This is a genomic window from Brevibacillus sp. FSL K6-0770 (genome assembly GCF_038000275.1).
In the GTDB taxonomy this organism is placed as follows: Bacteria; Bacillota; Bacilli; order Brevibacillales; family Brevibacillaceae; genus Brevibacillus; species Brevibacillus parabrevis.
The window spans coordinates 2208443-2232566 of sequence record NZ_JBBOBQ010000001.1 but is presented as its reverse complement, the minus strand read 5'-3'; the positions used below and the strand labels follow the sequence as shown (position 1 = coordinate 2232566).

Sequence of the window (24124 nt, the reverse complement as noted above, 5' to 3'; positions counted from 1 at the left end):
ATTTTCATTAGACGATCTATACTTCAAACACCGACGGACCTGCGTTAAAGTAACGCGCTTCCGGGTGGGCAAATACCATCGCGGATACAGAAGCTTCCGGCTCCATCATGAAGCCTTCTGTCAACTGGATGCCGATGTCTTCCGGCCGCAGCAGGCGGAACAGTTGCGCCTGGTCTTCCAAGTTCGGGCAAGCCGGATAGCCGAACGACACGCGAATGCCTCGATAGCGGGCACCGAAGCGCTCCAGCATGGTCATTTCCGCCGGATCAGGAATCCCCCATACATCGCGCATTACGTGGTGAATCCGCTCCGCAAAAGCTTCCGCCAGCTCCAGAGCCAATGCTTGCAAAACGTGCGAGCGCAAGTAGTCGCCGCGTTCCTTCAGTTCAGTCGAGCGCTCGCGAATGCCGCCGCCTGCTGTCACCGTCAAAAATCCGACGTAATCCATCTCCTTGCTCTCGACCGGACGCAAGAAATCGGACAGGCACAGATGCGGCTCTTCCGGCTGACGCGGGAACGAGAATCGTTCCAGCACTTTGCTGTGGTCGTTTGGATCGTAGACGATAATATCGTTGCCGTCCGCTTGCGCCGGGAAAAACTGATAGGCACCGTGCGCCTTGATCGTTCCGTGCTGCTTCGCTTCATTCAACAGCTCCTCGACTATCCCGTACAGTTCCAACGCCTTTTCGTCGCCCGCTTCCAGCAATTTTTCCACGTTTCCACGCACACCGAGATGCTTGCCGAGCAGCATGCGCAAATTCAGGTACGGTTGCAAATGGCTGATCGGGTACTGGCGCAGCACGTGTCGCTCGCAGTCTGGCGGCAGCTGAATCGGAACGGTTCTGCTAATGGCCGAACGGGCCGGCAGCGGAGCTTTTTTCTCCTGCACCACCACGGGTTGCGCCGTTGCCGCCGCTTCAGCGAGTTCTTGCTGCTCAGCGACCAGACGCTCGCGCTCGTTCGGGTTTTGCAAACGGTTGACGAGGTCGAGTCCGTCCATCGCATCCTTGGCGTACAACACGATTCCGTGGTATTCCGGCGCGATCCGGTTGGAAGTGAATTTGCGCGTCAAAGCCGCACCTCCGACCATCATCGGCACATCGATTCCCGCTGCTTTCAAGTCTTGCGCGGTAATGACCATTTGCTGGGCGGATTTGACCAAAAGACCGGACAACCCGATCGCATCCGGCTTCTCTTCCCGGCAAGCGGCAATCAGTTGCTCAGGCGGCACCTTGATCCCCAGGTTCACTACGTTGTAGCCGTTGTTTGCCAAAATGATTTCCACCAGATTTTTGCCGATGTCGTGCACGTCGCCTTTGACTGTCGCCAGCAAAATCTTGCCTTTGGCCGCCGCATCGCTCTTTTCCATAAACGGCTCCAAAAACGAGACGGACGCTTTCATGACTTCCGCGCTTTGCAGCACTTCCGCTACGATCAGCTGGTTTCCGTTAAACAGGCGGCCGACCTCTTCCATTCCTGACATCAACGGGCCGTTAATAATTTCAAGCGGCGCATACTTTTCCAGAGCCAGCTTCAAATCGTCAGTCAAGCCATCCTTGGAGCCTTCGACGACATATCGGGCGAGGCGCTCTTCCAAAGTCAGCGTGGAAGCTTCCACCCGCACTTCTTTTTTCTTCTGGCGGTAAAATTCGGTGAATGCAGCCAGTGTTTCGTCGTTTGTCTCGAACAGCAGCGCTTCCGCCAGCTTGCGCTCATCCTCGGGAATCGACGCGTAGCGCTCCAGCTTTTCTGTATTGACGATGGCAAAATCGAGTCCGGCAACCGTCGTGTGGTACAAAAACACGGCGTTGAGCACTTCGCGGCCCGCTGCTGGCAGCCCGAAAGACACGTTGCTGACCCCGAGAATCGTTTTGCACAGCGGCATCGCTTCTTTAATGAGGCGAATCCCCTCAACCGTCTCCTTGGCGGAACCGATGTACTGCTCATCCCCTGTACCGACCGGGAACACCAGCGGGTCGAAAATGATGTCTTGCGGGGCAATTCCGTACTGGTTGACCAAAATATCGTACGAGCGCTTCGCCACTTCCAGCTTCTTCTCGCGCGTGACAGCCATGCCCGCTTCCTCGATCGTTCCGACGACTACAGCCGCTCCGAACTTTTTGATCAGCGGCGCTACTTCTTCAAAGCGCTCCAGGCCGTCTTCCAGGTTGATCGAGTTGAGAATCGCTTTTCCCTGGGAATAGCGCAGGCCCAGCTCCATTACTTTTGCATCCGTCGAGTCGATCATCAGCGGAGCCTTGACCTTTTTCACGACGAATTGCAGGAATTTTTCCATATCGGCGTATTCATCCCGATCCGGGTCAGCCAAACAAATATCGATGACGTGAGCGCCGCGTTTTACTTGTGCCCGGGCGATATCTGACGCTTCCTCGTATTGGCCTGCGGCGATCAAGTCGCGGAATTTTTTCGAACCGATGACGTTTGTGCGCTCCCCTACCAACAGCGGGCGACTGTCATCTTCCACGTACACGACTTCGATGCCGGATACCGCGCTGACAGCCTGATCGACAGCCTGACGTGGCTTGCAGTCTTTCAATGCTTCTGCCATCGCCCTGATATGGTCGGGCGTCGTTCCGCAGCAGCCGCCCGCCACGTTCAGCCAGCCTTGTTCTGCAAAAGCGCGCATTTTCGTCGCAAGCCCTTGCGGCGTCTCATGGTAATGTCCGTTTTCATCCGGCAAGCCCGCATTGGGGTAACAGCTCACTCCGCATTGAGCCAGTCCGGACAGCGTGCGCAGATGGTCGCGCATGAACTCGGGGCCGGTCGCACAGTTCAGCCCAACGGACACGGGCTTCAAATGCTCAAGCGAGATATAAAACGCCTCGATGTTTTGACCGGCAAGAGTCGTGCCCATCGGTTCAATCGTCCCGGACAGCATGACGGGCAACTCCACATCCAGCTCTGCGAACGCTTTGCGGATGCCGATTCCCCCCGCCTTGACGTTCAGCGTATCCTGCGATGTTTCCAGCAGCAGCACGTCGGCTCCGCCAATGATCAGTCCTTTTGCCTGACGATAGTAGGACTCCACCAGCTCCTCGAAGGTGACGCCGCCTGTCAAAGCGAGCGTTTTCGTCGTCGGTCCCATTGCCCCTGCCACGTATCGCGGCCACTCGGTTGTGCTATAGGCATCTACGGCTTCCTTCGCCAGACGGGCCGCAGCGATGTTTAACTCCAAATCCTTGTCGGCGACATCGTACTCGGCCAACACGACGGAGGTGGCTCCGAATGTATTCGTCTCGACGATGTCCGCTCCCGCCTCCAAATATTTTTCGTGGATGGATCGAATGACGTCTGGTCGCGTCAAGTTCAAAAGCTCGTTGCAACCATCGTAGGCTTCGCCGCCAAAATCATCGGCGGTCAAGTTCGCCTGTTGCAGCATCGTGCCCATCGCACCGTCCAGAATCAGAATTTTCCGGGAAAGCTGTTCGCGAAAAGTGGGTTTCATTGACGTACTCCTTTTCTCCCTTGCGGCGTTTATTCTCGGCAGTTTTTTTGCACAAAAAAATCCTCTTCTTTGAAAGAAGAGGATTTGTCCGCGGATACAATTGCGCCTGAACCATCCTCTCATCTTTCAAAGCCGTAGCTTTGCTGGAATTGGCACCGGATTTTAACCGGTTGCCGAGGCTTCATCAGGCCAGTCCCTCTGCCTCTCTTGATAAGAGTTGTACCATGGTATTCATTTTTGACTTTCAGGTTTCATGTTTGACAGTATCTTAACACCGCGTCCTGTCTACGTCAATTGAGAATTTGTCTATTATTTACTGCTTTTCTCCCCGACTGCGCCCATTTTTGTGCTTACCGGGCATCCGCCCACGCCAATCTGTGCGATCGTGTATAGACTGTAGCATAACGGAAAGGAGGGGGAACAAACGTGAGTACATCTTACTGCGGAAATGGCATCTTTGGAGACTGCTTCGCACTGGTGCTCGTACTGTTTATCCTGCTGGTCATTGTTGGGTGTTCGTGTGACGACTGCTAGGTAAATGACAAGAAGAGGCTATCCCCCCGCCTTCCAGCTGGCTTGCGGGATAGCCTCTTTTTCTTGTCCTTACGGCTCGATTACAGCCTCGCCGCTTTTGGCATCGATGGTAATGAAACTGCTTGCCAGCTCTTCCTCGCTCCACGGAATGTACGCGAGTCTCGGACGATCCAGCCAATCGTTTTCCTGATCTTTTAACAGGTAAACAAGCCTGAGTGGCATGACGCGCAAAAACGACTCGGCAGCCTTTTGTTTGGAAACGACCTCGGCTGACGAAGGAAGCTCTATCAACTTGTGAGTCTCTCGCCAATTCCGGAAGCTGTTTACCTTCCCGGTCGAAGGGTCTACCGACACCTCGTAAGCGGCATCTGGCCCCTTGTCCAACACCGGAATCCCATCCTTGCTCATGACATAGCGGAATACCCAGTTGCCTGACGAAACCGGATTGGCTGCGCCAGGTTCCATCACTTGTGCAAGCTGCACTTCTTTTACGCCCGGATCGGCGTATTTGGCCAAAAAGAACACGGCTGCCTGCTCGGCCTGTTCGCGCTTCACGGTCACTTGCGTATTTGTGCGGGGAACGCGCAACCCAACTACCTGGCTCGTCTTCGCGTCGATCGTCACTTCATGCCAGCGGTCTTTGCTATCTGCCCAGTTGAATGATTTGTTCTTTTGGTGATCATCTACGGATTCCCGATAGGACATGCCTTCGACGTTGACGCCAAATTCCGTTTGCAAAAGCGCCTTCGCCTCTTCCTTCGTACGCACGATGACAGGCTGTTCGTGTGTCTCGAACGCATCTGCCTGCGGCTGCTCCCGCTGCAGCTGATCGTAGGCAAAGCCGTTGTTTCCCGTACCGTAGTTGATCTTGCCGCTATGCGCATCAATGTACCAATCAAGGAAAACCGGCCTTCCTTGTTGGAAAAAGGAAACCGCTGCCCTGTATTCCAGTGTCGGCTGTTTCAGCGCCTTCCCTTCGGACATGTGCTGCACGTATACAAGCTTCATATTTGCGGCCAGCTCGTTTTCGGCGGCGCTTTTCGCCACAGCTTCCGCAGCATCCGGGAACGAAGACGGGGAATACGCTCTCGTCGGTTTGCTGAACATCAGAAGACGTCCGGAGCTGCCCAGTTCAATATCCAGCACATCTTCCATGACAGGTAACCCGTTATGATAACGCATGAATTTTTCCGCGCTATTCGATTCCACATGGCGATAGTTCGCGCTGTCAGCTCCAAGCAATCGGCCGAGAAGCTGCTTCGCTTGCTTTAACGCCTCTGCTTCATTTGGCTTTTGCGCTTCTTCGTTGCGGTCCCGCTGAATCCGGTACAGATCGATGTCTTGCCCGTTGCCGATTTCGCTCACCATCGCTGTCTGGCCTTCGTCGTTCACTTTGCCCAAAACCAGCGCCCAGCCATCTCGAGTCAGCTGTTTGTTGTAGACAACCGGGAACGGATTCAGTTCAGTCACGGAGGCGGCGAATTTGGCAAACAGCTTCTGCTCCTGCTCGTTCAACCTGCCGAAAAAGGCGACGCGCTCCTTTTTGTCCACCTGGACAGTCAAGACATCGTACGGGACAGGCTTGCCGTTTTCCAACCGCTGATAGCTGACGTTCATCCACGTTCCGTTGCGCCAATCCTCATCCGCATAAACTTCTGTCGCCTGATGCGCGTAAACCTTCGCTTCTTCACCGAGCGCGGTCTGCAAAAATGCTTGCGCGACTTTCTCTGCTTGCGCGGGCGCAATCGTTGTTTTCTCGCCGTCACTGCTTGCGTCCAGCAAGTAGCTTTCGATCCGCCCCGTCCGGGTGTCATACGCGACTTGTCCGATTGCCCTGTCCTTTTGCAGCAAGGTCACAAGCGCAATCCCATCCAGCGTCTCGCCTTTGCGCAGTGTGACACCGCCAAGCTCAGGGACTGCCTTTTGCAGCGGAGCCAGCGCTTGTTCCGGTGAAACGGCCTGCTCCGCGGTTTTGTCCGTTTGATGCGCCGCCGCTGCGCTCGTTCCATTTTTTTGCGGCGACATGGACGGCAGAAAGCCCTCTCGCACCCCTAGCACGGTCAATGCCAGACAAGCCGCAAGCGATCCCGCCATGACTAACTGCTTGTGATTTTTCTGCTTTTTCTTCCCGACCTCCATCCGAATCCTCTCTTCCATTTCCCGGGTAAACTTCACTTCCGAAGCTGCCGCTTTCCCTGCTTCGCGTACAGCTTCACGCAGCCCCTGATCTAGTTCCATTCCAATCCCTCCTTTTCACACAATGCCCGAAAATGTTTGCGCGCCCGATGCAGCTGCGTCCGTACCGCATCCTCGGAAATATCCAGCACTTGTGCTACTTCCTTAATTGACAAATCTTCATAGTAATGAAGTACCATGACCTTTCGATACAAAGGCGACAGCATCATGACTTTCTCGGCGATATGTACCTGGTCCAGTTGCTTGAAAACGGACGATTCCACGTTCCCTTCCGCCACTTGTTCCGGCACGGTTTCTTTCGGGGAGACAAACGTAGAAAAGATTTGCCGGAACGACCACGATCGCAAATACTTGCGCGATTCATTGATGGCAATCCGGTACAGCCATGTTTTCAAACTGCTCTCATGGCGAAACTGATCCAGCGACCGATAGGCTTTCAGGAACACTTCCTGTGTGATGTCTTCCGCGATTCCGCGATCTTTGACGATCATGTAGGCGAGCTGGACGATTTTGTCACCGTAGTCATTCATCAAAGTCGACAGCAGCGCATCCTTGGTCGGCTGCAAAGACCGCTCTGCCGCGTTAGCCTTTGCACTGGCATTCAGATTGACATTCACTTTGCTTCACCTCCTCTTGCAAACGATATCCATTTGATCCAGCAGCCTGCTTTTTGTGACAGAAATCGCGATTTATTTTTCCTGGCCTCTGTTTTCAGCGGAAAAGACGACACCTGCGCGCACTGCGTTCGTTGTCAGAGCGGAACGCTTTTGCTATCATGAGGCTTACCTAACCCCTAGAAAGGAACGATTGACGATGAACACTTTGCTCGCTTGTGAAAAAGACGAGTTTTTGTCCTGTATAGAGACGGTAAAGGAACTGGAAACATCCGAGTTTGAAACATATTCCATCGTAAAGCATACCGAAACAGGTGAACACTATTTGCGCTACTTTTTGTCGCATATCAACCTGTCCGAAGGCGGCAGAAGGGACAATTACGATCACTTTTTGCCACTCGACTCCGACGACGTTCTCGGTCTGATGTTTGGCGATCAGGATTACCACTTCCCGGAAAACTGGCGCTCTTCCTACCTGCGCAGCGGCAACGACAATCGGCTGATCCCTTTTGATCCATCCGAGAATTACGATCTGGAAGAAGAAGCGGCTGCCGAGCTGGCCATGGTGGAAAAACTGGAGCAGTACAAGGCGCAATGGATGCATGCCGAAAACTTGACGGCGGAAGAAAGAGAAAAGCTGACGCAGGAGTATTTCGCGGCACTCGACAAGATTTTGAAAAAACCGGAAGAGTAAGTTGCACAAAAGCACCAAAAACGGCTATAATGCTAGGTAAACAAGCGAATCGTTGATGAGGACAGTACCCTTGGACTTACGGCTGTAGCGAATCGGGGATGGTGGAAGCCCGATGCCTGACCAAGTGCGGAAGCGCCCCTCGGAGATGCGGCCTGAACATCTGACGCTATAGATGTAAGCGTCTGGATTGTGTAGGGTTTTGCCGGGTCTGCCCGTTACAGCAGCGCAAAGCGGTTTTTGCCTCAACCAAATCATGCAGGCAAAAACAACAAGAGTGGCACCGCGGGAGCACAACCTCTCGTCTCTTTTTACAGGAGACGTAGAGGTTTTTTTATTTTTCAAGCGTTCCGTTCCAAAGCTTTTCCCATCTGAAAGGAGAATTACCATGAGTTACAAACATCAAGTGGCGGAAAAAATCGCCGCGGCCCTCACCGGACTCGGTGTGAACGATTTCTCGCAAGAAACGGTGTACAACATGCTGGAAACACCGCCAAACCCGGCTATGGGAGATATCGCTTTCCCATGTTTCCAATTGGCAAAAGCGCTGCGCAAAGCTCCGCCGATGATCGCGACAGAGCTTGCGGAAAAAATAGAAGGTGCGCCGCTGCGCTCGGCACAAGCGGTCGGCCCATACGTCAACTTGTTTCTCGATCAGCAAAACGTGGCGGAGCAAGTCATTGGCACCATCCTGGCACAAGGTAGCGCTTACGGCAGCAGCGAAGCAGGCCAAGGCCGCAAAGTGCCGATCGACCTCTCCTCCCCTAACATCGCCAAGCCGTTTTCCATGGGGCACTTGCGTTCGACCGTCATCGGAAACGCGATTGCGAACATCATGGAAAAACGCGGCTACCAGCCTGTGCGCATCAACCACTTGGGTGACTGGGGCACACAGTTCGGCAAGCTGATCGTCGCCTATCGCCTGTGGGGTGACGAGGAGAAAGTCAAAGCGGAGCCGATCAAGGAGCTGCTCAGCCTGTACGTGCGTTTCCACGAAGAAGTTGAAAACGACTCTACCTTGGAAGACCAGGGCCGCGAATGGTTCAAAAAGCTGGAAGATGGCGACGCCGAGGCGCAGCATCTGTGGAAATGGTTCCGCGACGAATCACTCAAGGAGTTCATGAAAATTTACGAGCTGATGAACGTCTCCTTCGACTCCACGCACGGGGAAGCTTTCTACAACGACAAAATGGATCGCGTCGTCACCCTGCTCGAAGAAAAAGGCTTGCTGACCGAATCGGACGGCGCCATGGTTGTCAACCTCGATGAGTACAACATGCCGCCATGCCTGATCAAAAAGTCGGACGGCGCTACTTTGTACGCCACGCGCGATCTGGCAGCCGCCCTGTACCGTCATGAGACGTACGACTTCGCAAAAGCGCTCTACGTCGTAGGAAACGAGCAGCGCCTCCACTTCCAGCAGCTCTACAAAGTGTTGGAAAAAATGGGCTACGCCTGGTCCGCCGACATGCATCACATCCCGTTCGGCATGATGCTCAAAGACGGCAAGAAAATGTCCACGCGTAAAGGAAAAGTCGTCCTGCTCGAAGAAGTTTTGGCGCAGGCGATTGCCGATGTGCAAAAAGTGATTGAGGAGAAAAATCCTTCCCTCGCGAACAAGGACGAAGTTTCCCGCCAAGTCGGGGTTGGGGCCGTTATTTTCCACGACCTGAAAAACTACCGTCTGAACGACATCAACTTCTCCTGGGAAGAAATGCTCACCTTTGAAGGCGAGACAGGGCCGTACGTGCAATACACGCATGCGCGCGCTTGCTCGCTTCTGCGCAAAGGAGAGTACAAGCCGCAAACGGCTGCCAGCCTCGTACCAGATGCATTGGACAGCAAGGAAGCGTGGGCAGTCATCACTTTGCTGAACAGCTTCCCGGAAGTGATTGAACGGGCCAGCGACAATTTCGATCCGTCGCAAATCGGCAAGTACGTCATCGACCTTGCCCAATCGTTCAACAAGTTCTACGCCAACGTGCGCATTTTGGCCGAGGAAGAAGACGTCAAAGCGTCCCGCCTCCAGCTCGTAGCTGCGGTAGTCGCTGTCCTGAAAGAAGGATTGCGCCTGCTCGGACTGGCTGCTCCAGAGGAAATGTAACTGTCGCAAGATCACGAAAGCCGGCTGCCTCCTGCTCTCAGGAAACGCCGGCTTTCCTTTTTGGAAAACAGCAGCCACGGCTCGCTTGCCGATATCTCACCACCTAAATCGTTCCATTTTTTGTCATGCTTTGCGATAATAAAAAGAAAAACGTCATCGGTGGTGAGTGGATGTGAGCAGAACGATACAGTTTGGCCCGTCGGAGTGCACATTGGCGCTCAGCGGCTGGCGCGCGGTGATCGCATTCGAGAACCGCATTACCATGCCGTATCGATTCATCAAGCATGTTCAAGTCGATTCCTTTACTCCCGAGCCGGGAACGCTGCGCATGCCGGGAACGGAGATTCCTTTTTCCAGCACATATGCGGGCAGATTCCTCTACGGAAACGATTGGTACTTCCTTTCCTTCGAGCGGACGAATCATCTGCTTTTGCTTGATTTGGAAGGACATGCGAAATACCGGAAAATTGTCGTGCAGGTGGAGAACCCCACCGAGATCGCCGTTACGCTGCAACAACATCTGCTCGCTCAACACGAATGAAGACAAGACAACCGTTGTGAAGCAGATTCTTTTTGAAAAACGCCCTACAGAAAGTGAGATTGTTATGGAAAAAATTGTTTTGATCGCCGCAAGCTTGCTGCTCATGCTCAGCGTCCTGACTGGCTTTGACACCCCTGCCCCTGCTGCAAGCTCCCTGCAAAGCTCTTTGCAAAAATATGCCGTTCCTGTAGCGAAAATGGAGCTGCCCGCGAAGACGATTATCGGCTTTGGCGAAGCTACGCACGGAAACAAGCAGTTCACTACGCTCAAGCTGGACGTATTCCGGCATGTAGTCGAGAAGCAAGGCTATCGCGTGTTTGCCATCGAAGGTGATTTTGGCGGCGCCCAGAAGGTCAACGACTTCCTTTTGGGTGGACATGTAACCGCAAACGATGCGGCAAAGGCGATCGGCTTCGCCATCTACAACACGCAAGAAATGGCCGATCTGCTGTCCTGGATGCGCACTTACAATGAAAAGCAGCCTGCCGACCAAAAAATCCATTTTTACGGATTTGACATGCAGCGCTACGATCACAACAAGACAAGGCTTTTCGCCTACTTGCAAAAAGCCGACCCTGCGCTTGCTTCTGAATCGGCAAAGGCACTCGCCAAGCTGACCGATCAAACCGTGTCCGACGAAAAGCTCGCAAAGGAGAGCCTTGCTTCGACTCGCCACATGCTCGAACGAATCAAGCAAAACAAAACCGCCTACATCGCCAAAAGCTCGGAAAAAGACTACGAGCTGGCTGTCGCCTATGCCGAATCGATCATGCAAAATGCCACTTTGCACGGAACGAACGTCCCTTACGGTAGCACACGCGACCGCTTCATGGCCGACCGGGTCAACTGGATTCTCGCGTTTGAAAAGAAATTTTACGGACGCCAGCAACTGTTTATCGCCGGACATAACGGACACATCGAAAAAACGTCGACGACGGCTGGCATCACCGCCTCCATGGGCGCCCATCTGGCGAAAACGTGGGGCGACCAGTATTACGCGATCGGCAGCGAATTTTACGAAAGCTCGTTTCTGGCCAAAGACGCGTCAACCAATGAACGCAAGCTGTTCCATGTCAAAAACAGCGGAGAGCAGCGACTAGCCGTTCTGTTCGCGAAGACCGGAATGGCGGATGGCTTTTTGGATTTTGCCAAGACCCGCCAGGACACAGCCTTTTCCGCCTACGTGAATCGCGCCCAGCCGATCAGCGCCATCGGCGACATGTTTGCCAGCTGGTATGGCAGCATCGAGAAAATGTACACGCTGCAAATGGTTCCGGCAAAAGCGTTTGATGCGCTGGTGTTCGTGCGGACAGCGACGCCTTCTGTCATGCTCGCAGAGTGACAGCGTCCGAGCGAGCCGTTGAATGCTTGATCTACCTGACTCTACGTCAGTCGCATGTGCACACATGAGTAGACTGCAAAGCGCTGATCCCGACCACCGCAAAAGCCCCGCCAGAATGCCGCTAAATCGAAGCGGCTCTCTGACGGGGCTTTTTTATGTGCTGTGCTTGTTTCGCTTACATGCTTGGCCTTACGAAGACAGCGTCATGTTTTCATAGATGACGGACAGACCCATTCCGCCTGCCATGCAGAGCGTGACCATGCCGTACTTGACGCGGCTGCGCACCATTTCGTTCATCAGCGTCACGGTCAGCTTGGCGCCTGTCGCTCCGACCGGGTGACCGAGTGCGATCGCTCCTCCGTTGACATTGACCTTCGCCGGGTCCAGCTCCAGCCCTTTGATGACGGACAGCGCTTGTGCGGCGAACGCCTCGTTCAGCTCGATCAGCCCGATGTCATCCAGTGTCAGACCTGCTTTTTCCAACGCTTTTTGCGTCGCCGGGACAGGCCCGATTCCCATTACGCCCGGCTCCACTCCTGCGCTGGCAAACGTCTTGATTTTGACCAGCGGCTTAAGACCCGCTTCCTCCGCTTTTTCCCGCGACATCATCAAGACGGCTGCTGCTCCGTCGTTCATCGGACATGCGTTGCCCGCCGTAACCGTGCCGTCTTTTTGGAAGACGCTTTTCAGCTTCGCCAAATCGTCCAGATTAATATCCGCACGCACCGACTCATCCTGGTCAAAGACGCGCGTCCCTTTGCGCTCCTTGATTGCAATCGGCACGATCTCGCTGGCAAATTTGCCTGCGGCGATGGCGGCTGCGGCTTTTTTATGGCTGTCAAAAGCGAACTGATCCTGCTCTTCGCGGGAAATCCCGTACTGGAGCGCGAGCCGCTCCGCTGTGATCCCCATGTGCTCGCCTTCCAGAGAACAGATCAAGCCGTCCGCCAAGAGAGCGTCTTCCATCGTCAAGTTGCCGAATTTGCTGCCCCAACGGTTTTTCACCAAGTACGGGACATTGCTCATGTTTTCCACGCCGCCGGCAACGACGACATCTTCCTGCCCGGCCATGATCGCGAGTGCGCCGCTTGTGATCGCCTTCAAGCCCGATCCGCACGCCTTGATCACGACATGCCCGTACACCTGGCGCGGAAATCCGGCGAGCTGCGAACTGATCCTAGCCGCGTTCAGACCGCCGCCGTGCACGTAACCGTTGCCAAAAATCACTTCATTGACTTCCTGCTTGGAAAAGCCAGACTTTTCCATCAAGCCTTCCAATACTTGCCGTCCCAGCTCCGTTGCCGGCACGTCGCGCAAGCTTTTGCCGAAAGCGCCAACTGCGCTGCGCGCCCCGGCGACAATGACTACTTCTCTCATCGCTACGCTCCCTTTCGCTTTTGCCTCGTTACCTTACAAAACCCGATTCAAAAACTCGCGTGTCCGCTCTTCTTTCGGATTGTTGAAAATTTCTTCCGGGCGCGCCATCTCCACGATTTTCCCCTGGTTCATAAAAGCGACCCAGTCCGCTACTTCTTTGGCGAATCCCATTTCATGCGTCACAATAATCATCGTCATCCCGTCCTGGGCGAGCTGCTTCATCGTTTCCAGCACTTCGCCGACCAGCTCGGGATCGAGCGCGGATGTCGGCTCGTCGAACAGCATGATCTCCGGCTTCATCGCCAGCGAACGGGCGATCGCCACCCGCTGCTTCTGACCGCCTGACAGCGAGGATGGATAGACGTCTGCTTTTTCTGACAATCCTACCTTCTGCAAAAGCTGCAACGCTTCCTGCTTCGTTTGCTCCTTGTCCGCTTTTTTCGCGATCAGCGGCGCTTCCATGACGTTTTCCAACACAGTTTTGTGCGGGAACAGATTGAAGTGCTGGAAGACCATGCCGACCTTTTGCCGCACTTTGGTCAAATCGTCCTTTTTCGGATCGATGCTCTTTCCTTCAATCAAGATATCTCCGCCATTCTTGATTTCCAAAAAGTTGATGCAGCGAATCAATGTACTCTTGCCGGAGCCGCTCGCCCCGATCAAGACGACGACCTCGCCTTTTGCCACCTCTAACGTGACGTCTTTCAACACTTCTACCTGTCCAAAGCTCTTCTTCAAGTTTTGCACGCGAATCATGACTTGCTTGTCTTCCATTGTTTTCGCCCCTTTGCTCTACACGTCACCTTTGGCCAACCGCTTTTCCATCCGATGGACGACATACGTGAAAATCATGACAATCACCAAATAGTACAAGGCGACGATCAAAAAGTACGTCATCTCGTCAAAGGTTTCTGCTGACAGACGGCGAGCCAGCGAAAACAGCTCATCCATCGCGATAAATGCCGCCAGCGACGATTCCTTCAGCGACAAAATAAACTGGTTGCCGAGCGGCGGAATCGAACGCTTCATCGCTTGTGGCAAAATGATTCTGCGCATCGTTTGAGACGAGGACATCCCGAGCGACAAGCCTGCTTCCATCTGGCCCTTGTCAATCGACTGGATGGAGCCGCGGAAAATTTCTGCGATGTACGCCCCGCTGTGAATCGCCAGAGCCAAAGCCGCTGACCAAAATTGACCGAGATCGATCATCTTGTAAAAACCGAAATAGAGGACAAAAATTTGCACAATCAGCGGCGTACCGCGAATGACCATGATATACACGTTGGCGATGATTTGCCCAAGCTTGAACTTGGACACTTTCAACAGGGCGACGAACAGCCCGATAATCGAACCTACGATGACGGAAGCAACCGTCAGCTCAAACGTCAGCAGCAGCGGCTTCCAAAAAAACGGCAGTGTGCGAAAAAACTCTTCGGTCAAATGTGAAATACTGGGCACTCGATGCCACCCCTCGCTGATAAAATGTTCCTGTCACCCGCAGCTTTGCGCCCGCAGATGACAGGCAGTCGAACCGATGCGTCAAACTACTCGTTTTTGCTGATATCGCGTTGGAAATACTTTTCGCTCAACTGTTTGTAAGTGCCGTCTTCATGCATTTGCTTCAGTACCTCGTTGATTTTGTTCAAGAGTTCTGTGTTTCCTTTGCGCACGGCAATTCCATGCTGAACCTCTGACAGCGGCGCTCCGCTTTTCTTGATCTTCAAGCCTTGGCCAATCGCGATTTCCCCGACCACGCTATCAGTAATGACCACATCGTGCTTTCCTTGCTCCAGGGCACGCAGCGCAGTCACGTCGCTGTCGTACGTCTTGATGTTGTCGGTGTACTCGCGCGCCATTTTTTCGTGCGTAGTGCCCAGGGCAACCGCAACTTCCTTGCCTTTCAGCTCTTCCAGTGTGGAAGTTGTGCCGTCCGGACGAGTGAACAGTTGACCACCGGACAAATAATATGGATCAGCAAAATCAATTTGCTGTTTGCGTTCTTCTGTAATGGCATGACTGGCAATCGCTGCGTCGTAACGCCCTTCTTTTACCCCGGCAATGATGCCGGAAAAAGGCGATGTAACCGCTTTCGGTGTAAGGTTCAGCCGCTTGGCGATTTCGTTGCCGATCTCGATATCGAATCCGGTCAACTGCCCGTCTTTGAAATAGCTGAACGGCTGGTATTCACCGGAAGCCGCGAAAGTGAACACGCCCGCTTCTTTCGTCATCGAGGAACCCGCAGCTGCGCTGCCTTGTCCTCCGGTATTGCCAGTCGACGCTTCTTGTCCACATCCTGCTACGAGAAGTGACAAGGAAAACAATACTCCTGCAACGGCTTTGAGTGATTTTTTCATAGTAATTAGCCCCCTTATGATGTCTGTCAAACTGTTTCATTACTCCACCATTTGCAAATGTTCGGAAATCAAAAGCGGCGCTCCGGTATGGTAAATGACATCCTGCAATGAATACGGATACATCACCTCCGTCAGCATCAACCCTTCTGGCGTTACCTCAATGACCGCCCGCTCCGTGACAATCAGGTCGACACAGCCCTTGGCTGTCAGCGGAAACGTGCATTCCCTGCGAATTTTCGGCTCCCCGGAAAGCGTCACATGGCTCATCAGCACAATCACTTTTTTGGCGTAAAACGCCAGCTCGGCACCACCGCCGATCCCGTGAACCCTCGTCCCGGGAACGATCCAGTTCGCCAAATCTCCGCGGCGATTTACTTGCAGCGCCCCGATAAAAGCCACATCCAGCTTTCGGCGCCGGATCATGCCGTAGGCGACGGTGCTGTCAAAGTAGGAAGCCCCCGGAACGATTGTGACTGGCGCTCCCCCCGCGTTGGAAATATGCTGATCCTCTTCGCCCTGGATCGGCGTAGGCCCGACTCCGAGAATGCCGTTCACAGAATGGAACATGACGTGCCACTCGTTCGGGATAAAATCAGCGACCAGCTCGGGAATCCCGATCCCCAGATTCACGGCCATTCCCGGCACGATTTCCTTTGCGGCCCGGCGCGCAATCATGTTGCGTTGATCCATTGTCAGTCGCATCAGCTGTTCCCCCCGCTGCGATTCACCATGTAATCGACAAAAATGCCTGGCGTCACGATTTTTTCCGGGTCCAGCTCGCCTGCCGGAACGATTTCTTCCACTTCAGCGATCGTGATTTCCGCCGCCATCGCCACCAGCGGGTTCAAATTTCTCGCCGACTTGTCGTAGATGAGATTGCCGTACGTGTCCGCCTGTTTCGCGTAGACGATGCCCACATCCGCCGTCAGCGCCGGCTCCATCCAACAGGGTTTTCCCTCGAACAGCACCGCTTCCCGGCCGTCTGTCGCTTCTCCCCACATGCGCGCATCGACGAGAATCCCGGGTATGCCCACGCCCCCGGCGCGAATTTTTTCGGCAAAAATGCCTTGGGGGCAAAATGTTACCGCAAGACGTCCGTCTATCATCTGCTGACCTGCTTCGGGATTGGAGCCGATATGGGTCGTCAGCAGCTTTTTGACCCGTCCGTGGCTGATCAGCTTGCCAATCCCCACATCGGGGTATCCGGCGTCAATCCCGATCAAGGTCAGGTCGCGCACTCCCTTTTGCAGAAGCGCATCAATCAGCAAGGCCGGAGAACCGATCGTCCCAAAGCCGCCGTACATCAGCCGTGCTCCGTCTTGTACACATTCCATTGCTTGGTCGCGCGTCACCAGTTTTGATAGCATAGCATGGCCATTCCTTATCTCTCTTGATTATTGGGCAAAGTCGCTTTCGTCTTTTTCGTTGTAGCAAGTCTCGTGCCAATGCCGCAAATGCTGAATCGTAGCGAAAATTGCCGAAACTATGTTTTTTCTGACGAATCGAATCAGACTCACTTTTGAATCGAAATCAAGAAAAACAGGCTTGTTTACGCCGAATTGATATCGACTCACATTTTTTCAAATCCGACTCACTATACAACGGGCGGTTTCATCCTGTACAATCAGTTCAAAAATGGGGGGAGCGAATCGCCAATGGAAAAAGATGCGGAGATTTTGGCCCTGTCGTCTGTCGATCGCTTCATCGACATATTGAACTCGCTGGCGGACGGCATTTTCATCTCGGATGCGCAAGGCACGACTCTCTGGTTGAATAAAGCGAGCGAAAACTTGTGCGGCATGCCCAAAGCAGAATTGATCGGACAAAACGTGGCGGATCTGGAGGAGATGGGCATTTTCAGCCCGTCTGTGACACGTCTCGTCCTCGAATCCGGCAAGCCGACGACGACAATCCAGCTGGTGAACAGCAGAGGAAAATTTCTCGTGACGGGTCATATCATCCCCGATGAAGCTGGCAATCCGGAGCTGATCGTCGCCCATTCCCGCGACATCACAGAAGCGGCGCGGGCCAGCTCCCAGCTCGAAGAAACCGTGGCCCTGCTCAAACGCTACAGCGAGGAGCTGCAACTGATGAAGCGCGAGGCGAATCAAAGCTCGTCGCAGACGCTGATCGGCAACAGCCGCTCCTATCTGGCGCTGATGGAGCTGATCAAAAAAGTCGCTTTGGCTGATACGACTGTCCTGATCACAGGGGAAACCGGCGTGGGCAAAAGCCATCTCGCCGAGCAAATCCACCAGCTGAGCGAGCGCAGCACCGGACCTTTTATCCATGTGAACTGTAGTGCCATCCCGGAAACGTTGATCGAGTCGGAGCTGTTCGGCTACCACAAAGGGGCGTTTACCGGAGCCAACCATTCAGGCAAAATCGGCTTGGTCAAAATGGCGGACAAAGGCACGCTGTTTCTCGACGAGATCAGCGAGCTGCCCTATCACCTGCAATCGAAGCTGCTCCTGCTTTTGCAAAACAAAACATTCATGCCGATCGGCGGCACGAAAACCTACACGGCCGACATCCGCATCATCGCCGCCACGAACACGAACTTGCAGGAGCTGGTGCGCCTCGGCAAGTTCCGGCACGACCTGTACTACCGACTGAACATTTTGCCGATCAACGTGCCGCCATTGCGCGAGCGCAAAGACGATATATTCCCGCTCTTGCACCACAACCTGCAAAAATTCAACGCCAAGCATAACCAGAAGCGGCGGTTTACGTCAGATGTGCTGGATGTGCTGCACCAGTACGACTGGCCGGGAAATGTGCGCGAGCTGGAAAACTTGGTGGAGCGCATCGTCATCACCTCCAAGCTCGACGAGATTTCTGTCACCGATTTGCCGGAAGAACAACGCAGTATTCGCGAGCTGGAGGAAGGCATCCTCACGTTAGGCTCGCTGTCCCTGACGGAGCGCATGGAAAAAATCGAAGTGGAATTTATTATGCAGGCGCTGCGCATTCACAAAACAACCCGCAAGACGGCTGCCGCTTTGGGGATTACACAGTCGCTGCTGATGCGGCGGATCAAGAAATACGGGATTGCCTTGGAAGACGAGGAGGACGCTTGAGAAAAGCGGCCGTGGACAAGCCGAAACCTGCTGCAAGTCGCTGGTAAAAGGGCTGACCACTTGCACTCGCGAAAAAAGCATGCCGGACATTCCGTTCACAGCTAAACGGTTGTCTGCGGGCTGTCAGCTGTTCGCAGCCCATCCACGGAACAGCAAAAAAGCGCTCAACACGTGAGCGCTCTTTTCTGTGACCTTTTCGTCTGACTTATTCCTCGATTTTCTTGGCGGTTTTGCCAAACCACGTCTTCGCAACCAGCTCCACCACTTGCTTCGGCAGCGATTGTGGCGCTTGCACTTCATTGCCCGCCGCATCCACGCTCCGGTAGAGCAAAGCGGTGTCGTCAGCCGGATCGGACTTCGTTTGCAGCGTCAAATCCCCGATTTGTCCCGCGTTTGTCCATTCCTCGATCATCAGTTGGTATTCGCCTGGTGCCAGCTCGATATAGTCGTCCTCTGTCACATCGATGACAGCGAACCCGTCGTGCTGGATATCGGCATCGTATGTATTCCCGTTCGCTGTCTCGTAAAGCGCCAGCTCCTCAGGGTTGTTCAACACTTCTTTCAGCGAAGCAAAGTCAGCAATCGTCACTTTGATCCGTTTTGCCATTGGTAACTCCTCCCTCATTGACCACACATCACATCATTTCACACTGTATCACAATATGGTCAAGCCTGCCACTCACCCGCCAACTGACGCACATGTCTGATTTCTTCCCGGTGCCCGCCGTCTGTCCCTCTCGCTGTCTCCAGGACAATCGGCAAGCCGTGCAGCTCAGGCGTGCGCAGAAACTCCGCGAAAGCCTCGTCACCAATCATCCCTTTTCCGATTGGGGCGTGCCGATCCCGAAACGAGCCGCTCGGATAGACCGAATCGTTCAAATGCACCGCGCGCAGATGGGAAAAGTAGTCCAGCTCGCGCATCCGCTCGGCAACCTCGCGCCAGTTTTCCCCGTTCCACAGCCCGCTGGCAAACGCGTGGCACGTATCGAGACAAAACCCGACCTTTTCTGGTTCCGCGAGCAATTGCCGCACTTGCGTCAATTCTTCCAGCGTAATGCCCATCCGGTTTCCCTGCCCCGCGTTGTTCTCAATCAGCAGCTTGGCCTGTCCGCTCCAGCCAGCGAGAATCTCGTTCATCATCTGAATCATGCGTCTGTATCCGGCAAGCACATCCGGTCCTTTGTCCTGTCCGAAATGGACGACGACGCCGAGCGCCCCGCACGCCTCCGCAATCTCCAGATCGTTGCGCACCGAAGCGACCGTTACCTCGTACAAATCGGCCGTCTCGACACACAGATTGACGAGATAAGCGGTATGGGCAATCGCCAGCATGCCGTGCTGTTCGCAAAACGCCCGGCAAGCCGCAGCATCGCGGGAAGCAAACGACTTGACTCCCAGACTGCGCGGGTTTTTCGGGAAAAACTGAAAAGAAGCGCCCCCCTCCTTGTGCGCCGTTCTGGCAGCCTCTTCGTAACCGTTGCGAATGCTGACGTGACACCCGATTTGCATCGCTCTTCCCCCCTCGTACGCTCCCTTCATTTTTCCCTGGCTCCTGCTTTCTCACACGTCCTTTCCGGCAAACAGCCCTTGCACTTCTTGCGCATTTCCGCTACACTTTTATTAAACCGAACGTTCAGTCTATAAAAAGGAGTTTACTGCATCATGTCCAGACGCCGCCTAGATGGGGAGAAAACGAAACAACATATCGCCGAAAAAGCAACCGAGCTGTTTTCGCAAAAAGGCTACCTGGCGACTTCCATTGAAGATATTTGCCAGGCGACTGGTGCGAGCAAAGGAAGCCTTTACTACCACTTCAAAAGCAAGGAATATTTGTTTTTGTATTTGCTGGAGAAGCAGTACACGGAATGGTCAGGGCTGTGGCAAGAAAAAGAAAAACAGCACGCCACCTCTGTCGAAAAGCTGTATGCCCTGGCTGCTTTTTTGCTGGAAGACTTTTTGTCCCACCCGCTTCGCCGAGCAGGAGAAGAGTTTGCCGGAAGCCAGCTTGCCGATCCGGCCATCATGGAACAGGTCCTGACGATGCTGTCTTCTTCCTACACGCTGTACATCCCGATCTTTGAGGAGGGCATCGCGCGCGGGGAATTTGCTGATGGCGACCCTCGGGAATTGGCGATGATTTTGGAAGGGTACATAACGGGCCTGATCAATGTCGGCTTGAATATGGGCGAAGAAAACCTTTTTGACCTGATGAAAAGAGGAATTGATATTTTGCTGCATGGTATCGCCGCCAAGTAGCTTTTTTTTCAGGTTTATTTAGACCGAACGTTCGGTTTAATTTCTTGCGGGAGTGGTTGAAATGAAATCGATTTGGGGAAACCGGATCTTTTTGACCGTTTTTGTCACCGATACTTTGGAAAATATCGGGATTTGGATCAGGAATATGGCTTTGCTGTACTACGTCATGGAAACGAGCGGCAACAATCCGACCGCCGTGTCGCTGTTAACCGCGATCGAGCTTGTGCCGATCTTGTTGTTTTCGATCATCGGCGGGGCGCTTGCGGACCGCTGGAATCCGAAGCGGACGATGATGACGGGCAACTTGTTAAGTGCCTTGTCCGTGCTGTTGATCGTGTATTTGCTCTGGCACGGGATGTGGGTTGCCGTCTTTTTCGCTACTTTCATCTCGGCAGTCGTGTCCCAGTTTTCCCAGCCGTCGTCTGCCAAGCTGTTAAAAAGACACATCCCGGAAGAACATGTCGGAGTGGCCGTCTCCATCTCGCAAAGCATGAGCGCACTCTTTTTGCTTGGCGGCCCGGTCATCGGCAGCTTTTTTTACGAACAATGGGGCATCTACCCTTCGCTGATTGCCATGGCAGCTCTGTTTCTGCTCTCCACGCTCATTTTGAGCCTGCTTCCTAACGCTGCAACAGCTCCAGAAGAACAGAACGGCACACTTTTCTCCGAGATCAAGGCAGGTTTCGCCTACGTCAAAAACCACCCGTCCTTGCGCGGAATTGCGCTTGCCTTTGCCTGCCTCGGTCTGGCCTCTGGGTTGATCAACCCGCTCGAAGTGTTCCTGGTCACGGAGCGGCTCCAGCTGCCGAAAGAATCGGTCCAATGGTTTGTCGCCCTGGAAGGGTTGGGCATGCTTGTGGGCGGCGTATTCGCCTCCTTGTCCGTGCAACGCTTGAACAGCCGTTTTGTCATCACGGGCGGCTTGATCTTCTTCGCGCTTTCCATCGTGGTGGAAGCCTTGTCTGTCTGGGTTATCGTGACAGCTTCCATGCGCTTTTTCACCGGAATCGGGATGGCTTTTCTGGAAATCGTGATCGGCATGCGCATGATCAAGTTCGTCGACGAGGCGTACGTTGGTCGGGTAAACGGAACGATTACCCCGCTGCTCGTCGGATTGATGATGATCGGTTCGTTCGCAGCCGGCCCGCTCATGCAGATGACCTCGCTGATCAGCGTGTTTGTAATCGCAGGTGCCATCGTCCTCGTCGCTGCCTGGGGATGCTCGCGGATTCCGTGGGAAACCGCCTCGGATGCCCCCGCCCTGGAAAGCAAAGAAGCTGCCCGCAGTGCGGACAGCTTGCCAGTTCATGAATGAGCTTATGATTTGACGATCAACAGCGGTGTTTTGGTGCGGTGGATCGTTTTGAAGGTGACGCTGCCGAGCAGAGTGCCCGCGATGCCGCCCAGGCCATGGTGGCCGAGTACGATCAGGCCAACGTTTTCCTCTTCGGCTGTTTGACGAATCGCTGTTGCAGGATCGCCAATCACGACTTTGCTCTCATAAGGGATTTGCGCTGCTTCCAGCACTTCTTCGCAAGTGCGAACGGTTTCTTTTCCCCAGTTTTCCAGAGTCGCTGTGTCTTCCCAGCCTACACCGTACACACCAGCGTAAGCAACCGGAGGAGTGACGACACTCAGGAGCAGGTAAGAAACGCCAGGAATGCCCTCGCTCAAAGCGATTGCTTTTTGCGCCGCGTTTTTCGCTTGCTCCGAGCCGTCCACCGTGATCAAAACTTTTTGCCATGGGAAGCTGTCGGCATCTGTCTCCTCGGCAATGAGGAACACAGGCAACTGCGCATCGTGAATGGTTGGGTAGCTGACGCTTTGCAGCAAGAATCCGGTAATCCGGCCATATCCGTGCGTACCCATCACGATCGCAGCATACTCGCCGTTCGTAGCGTGCTTGGAGATGACTTCATGCGGCTCTCCGAACTCGATTTCCAGCTCGTAAGGAACGCCTGCCTCTTCTACGATCGTGAGGAACTTTTTCAAATCTTCTTTTGCTTCGTCCAATTGAAAATCTTCCACGCTCTGTTGTCCGAGCTTTCTTACGACATTGCGTGAAGGAAATGGAGGAATGGCATGAAGCAAGGTCAATTCATGCTTATTTTTGGCGTACGCAAGAGCGAAGCGAACCGCCTGGATCGACTGTGCAGAAAAATCTACTGGTACTAGAATACGGGACATAAGGACACGTCCTTTCCTCTTCTTCGTCGCAAAAAGTCGATTCTTACGACTTTTTGCCTGCTTTCATTGTAGACTTGCTCCCTAGTTATGTATGTAGGGGAATTCCCTGATCTTGGCATTCCAAAAACCCTTAGGACTGGCTGTGCGCTATTCCATCACCCCTGTAATAAAAATGGTAGGCTCTGCGCCGAGATCGATGTCGCAAATCTCGTGATCCTCTGCCATCCGCCGATTGGCCTGCTGCTCTCGCCGGATGACCCGGACGACAGGGCGGGCTGGCAAGCCGCGGTTTTGGTCGATGACGACGCCGACTTCGCCTGTACTCAGCTTGAGTGACGTTCCGGTCGGATACATGGCAATCGAGCGCAGAAAATGAACGACCATTTTGTGATCGAAACGCTTTTCCGCCAATCCCATGACCTGCTCGCATGCTTCATAGGCAGCCAGCGTCTCCTCTTCTTCGGAAAAAGGCGAAATGAGATTGTCGTAGTAATTGCAGATCGAGACGATTTTGGCGAAATCGTGAATCTCGTCTCCGCTGAGGCCGCGGGGCACGCCTGTCCCGTCGACCCATTCGTGGTGCTGCAAGGGAACGTGCGCAGACACGATGCTCATCTCGTGTTTTTTGCGCAATATATCAAACCCTAGCCATGTATGATGATTGGTCTTGTTGTTTTTCTTGTAGGCAGGCGCTTCCTTGTCAACCGACAGTTTGCCGATGTCATGCAAAAGGGCGCCAATCGCCAGTTCTTTCAACTGCGTCGTGTTGTACCCGAGACCCACGCCCATGACCGTCGCCATCATGCAAACATTGAGTGAATGGATGTACAGGGCGTTGTCGGTCGTGCGAATTTCCCCCAGATTGAGCAGCACCTTGCGATTGCGCAGCGTCTCCTCGACGATATTTCCGACCGACTTTTGGATGCCGCGCACGTCGAACTGCTTGCCCGACTGGACACATGCAATCGCCCCGGACAGATTGCGGATCGCATCTTTTCTCGTCGTCTCTGTCACGACTTCCTGTTCTTTGATCTCGTCGAAAAAAGGGTCTTTGATACTGAGCATCGTCACCCCGAAACGACGCAACTTGTTAATCATTCCGACGGTCAGCTGCACGCCCGTCTGCAACAGCGTCAAGCCCTCGCTTGTATAAATGCTGCGAGCCAGCACATCTCCAGGCTCGACTTGATCCACACTCACATATTTCATGGGGTCAATCCTCCTGATTCCTCTTCCCCTGATGCTTTTTCCCTATATTAGCATTGAAAAAACATGTTTCGCCGCTGTTTTTATGAACATTCCCACACAAAAAAGACCTTTGCGGGCAGAAAGCACCTGATTGATCCGGTACTTTTTGCACAAAAGTCTTTCGTGTCGTTATT

General features: G+C 53.8%; 21 protein-coding genes, 1 riboswitch and 1 other annotated feature. Of the genes, 8 read left to right on the top strand and 13 right to left on the bottom strand.

From position 1 onward, the window contains the following. Window positions 1–16 precede the first annotated feature (16 nt). A complete protein-coding gene (metH, locus tag NST23_RS10875; RefSeq protein ID WP_173595635.1) occupies window positions 17–3466 on the bottom strand; it encodes a methionine synthase in 3450 nt (1149 codons plus the stop codon). Window positions 3467–3582: 116 nt separating this feature from the next. Next, window positions 3583–3683: riboswitch (SAM riboswitch) on the bottom strand. 209 nt (window positions 3684–3892) lie between these two features. On the opposite strand from metH, the gene NST23_RS10870 reads away from it, so the two are divergent. Continuing rightward, complete coding sequence (locus NST23_RS10870; protein ID WP_083955646.1) at window positions 3893–4000, top strand: YjcZ family sporulation protein; 108 nt, start codon at window positions 3893–3895, stop codon at window positions 3998–4000. Between the two features lie 69 nt (window positions 4001–4069). On the opposite strand, the gene NST23_RS10865 is transcribed toward NST23_RS10870, so the two are convergent. Together NST23_RS10865 and NST23_RS10860 are read right to left on the bottom strand one after the other, a co-directional pair. Continuing rightward, window positions 4070–6238, bottom strand: a complete 2169-nt coding sequence (locus tag NST23_RS10865; protein ID WP_173599192.1) for a YcdB/YcdC domain-containing protein — start codon at window positions 6236–6238, stop codon at window positions 4070–4072. Beyond that, window positions 6229–6801: a sigma-70 family RNA polymerase sigma factor gene (locus NST23_RS10860; RefSeq protein WP_122965891.1), complete on the bottom strand. Its 573-nt coding sequence runs from the start codon at window positions 6799–6801 to the stop codon at window positions 6229–6231. The genes NST23_RS10865 and NST23_RS10860 overlap by 10 nt, the downstream gene beginning before the upstream one ends. A 208-nt stretch (window positions 6802–7009) precedes the next feature. On the opposite strand from NST23_RS10860, the gene NST23_RS10855 reads away from it, so the two are divergent. The 4 genes from NST23_RS10855 (at window position 7010) to NST23_RS10840 (ending at window position 11488) form a co-directional block, all read left to right on the top strand. Then, window positions 7010–7504, top strand: coding sequence for a hypothetical protein (locus NST23_RS10855; protein WP_122965890.1), 495 nt, complete (start codon window positions 7010–7012; stop codon window positions 7502–7504). 43 nt (window positions 7505–7547) lie between these two features. Continuing rightward, window positions 7548–7813 (top strand) — a binding site (T-box leader). A gap of 76 nt (window positions 7814–7889) precedes the next feature. After that, a complete protein-coding gene (argS, locus tag NST23_RS10850; protein WP_280648262.1) occupies window positions 7890–9605 on the top strand; it encodes an arginine--tRNA ligase in 1716 nt (571 codons plus the stop codon). A gap of 172 nt (window positions 9606–9777) precedes the next feature. Further along, window positions 9778–10146, top strand: a complete 369-nt coding sequence (locus tag NST23_RS10845) for a hypothetical protein (RefSeq protein WP_122965734.1) — start codon at window positions 9778–9780, stop codon at window positions 10144–10146. 64 nt (window positions 10147–10210) lie between these two features. Then, window positions 10211–11488 carry an erythromycin esterase family protein gene (locus NST23_RS10840; RefSeq protein ID WP_340963651.1) on the top strand — a complete coding sequence of 426 codons (1278 nt, stop codon included), beginning with the start codon at window positions 10211–10213 and terminating at the stop codon, window positions 11486–11488. Window positions 11489–11677: 189 nt separating this feature from the next. Here the strand turns inward: NST23_RS10840 and NST23_RS10835 are convergent, their stop codons facing one another. The 6 genes from NST23_RS10835 to NST23_RS10810 form a co-directional block, all read right to left on the bottom strand. Beyond that, the gene (locus tag NST23_RS10835; RefSeq protein ID WP_217021722.1) at window positions 11678–12865 is read right to left on the bottom strand and encodes a thiolase family protein; all 1188 of its coding nucleotides are present in this window, start codon (window positions 12863–12865) and stop codon (window positions 11678–11680) included. A gap of 33 nt (window positions 12866–12898) precedes the next feature. Then, the gene (locus NST23_RS10830; protein ID WP_122965731.1) at window positions 12899–13639 is read right to left on the bottom strand and encodes an amino acid ABC transporter ATP-binding protein; all 741 of its coding nucleotides are present in this window, start codon (window positions 13637–13639) and stop codon (window positions 12899–12901) included. An 18-nt stretch (window positions 13640–13657) separates the two neighbouring features. Next, complete coding sequence (locus NST23_RS10825; protein ID WP_063227804.1) at window positions 13658–14323, bottom strand: amino acid ABC transporter permease; 666 nt, start codon at window positions 14321–14323, stop codon at window positions 13658–13660. A gap of 86 nt (window positions 14324–14409) precedes the next feature. Continuing rightward, window positions 14410–15219, bottom strand: a complete 810-nt coding sequence (locus NST23_RS10820) for a transporter substrate-binding domain-containing protein (protein ID WP_173599195.1) — start codon at window positions 15217–15219, stop codon at window positions 14410–14412. A 39-nt stretch (window positions 15220–15258) separates the two neighbouring features. Next, a complete protein-coding gene (locus NST23_RS10815; protein ID WP_122965729.1) occupies window positions 15259–15921 on the bottom strand; it encodes a 3-oxoacid CoA-transferase subunit B in 663 nt (220 codons plus the stop codon). Continuing rightward, window positions 15921–16586: a CoA transferase subunit A gene (locus tag NST23_RS10810; RefSeq protein WP_340963648.1), complete on the bottom strand. Its 666-nt coding sequence runs from the start codon at window positions 16584–16586 to the stop codon at window positions 15921–15923. The genes NST23_RS10815 and NST23_RS10810 overlap by 1 nt, the downstream gene beginning before the upstream one ends. 288 nt (window positions 16587–16874) lie before the next feature. Here NST23_RS10810 and NST23_RS10805 point away from each other — a divergent pair, with 288 nt between their 5' ends. Further along, window positions 16875–18299 carry a sigma-54 interaction domain-containing protein gene (locus tag NST23_RS10805; RefSeq protein ID WP_122965726.1) on the top strand — a complete coding sequence of 475 codons (1425 nt, stop codon included), beginning with the start codon at window positions 16875–16877 and terminating at the stop codon, window positions 18297–18299. Between the two features lie 205 nt (window positions 18300–18504). On the opposite strand, the gene NST23_RS10800 is transcribed toward NST23_RS10805, so the two are convergent. Both NST23_RS10800 and NST23_RS10795 read right to left on the bottom strand, forming a co-directional pair. Then, the gene (locus NST23_RS10800) at window positions 18505–18906 is read right to left on the bottom strand and encodes a hypothetical protein (RefSeq protein WP_063227799.1); all 402 of its coding nucleotides are present in this window, start codon (window positions 18904–18906) and stop codon (window positions 18505–18507) included. 59 nt (window positions 18907–18965) lie between these two features. Continuing rightward, window positions 18966–19808 carry a deoxyribonuclease IV gene (locus NST23_RS10795; protein ID WP_122965889.1) on the bottom strand — a complete coding sequence of 281 codons (843 nt, stop codon included), beginning with the start codon at window positions 19806–19808 and terminating at the stop codon, window positions 18966–18968. 153 nt (window positions 19809–19961) lie between these two features. On the opposite strand from NST23_RS10795, the gene NST23_RS10790 reads away from it, so the two are divergent. Then, complete coding sequence (locus NST23_RS10790; protein WP_122965725.1) at window positions 19962–20555, top strand: TetR/AcrR family transcriptional regulator; 594 nt, start codon at window positions 19962–19964, stop codon at window positions 20553–20555. A gap of 61 nt (window positions 20556–20616) precedes the next feature. Then, window positions 20617–21870 (top strand): MFS transporter, encoded by a 1254-nt coding sequence (locus NST23_RS10785; RefSeq protein ID WP_173595629.1) that lies wholly within the window; start codon window positions 20617–20619, stop codon window positions 21868–21870. 2 nt (window positions 21871–21872) lie between these two features. Here NST23_RS10785 and NST23_RS10780 read toward each other — a convergent pair whose 3' ends face one another. Both NST23_RS10780 and NST23_RS10775 read right to left on the bottom strand, forming a co-directional pair. Next, window positions 21873–22742, bottom strand: a complete 870-nt coding sequence (locus NST23_RS10780) for a universal stress protein (protein ID WP_122965723.1) — start codon at window positions 22740–22742, stop codon at window positions 21873–21875. 147 nt (window positions 22743–22889) lie between these two features. Continuing rightward, a complete protein-coding gene (locus NST23_RS10775) occupies window positions 22890–23951 on the bottom strand; it encodes an HD-GYP domain-containing protein (RefSeq protein ID WP_314303317.1) in 1062 nt (353 codons plus the stop codon). Window positions 23952–24124 lie beyond the last annotated feature (173 nt).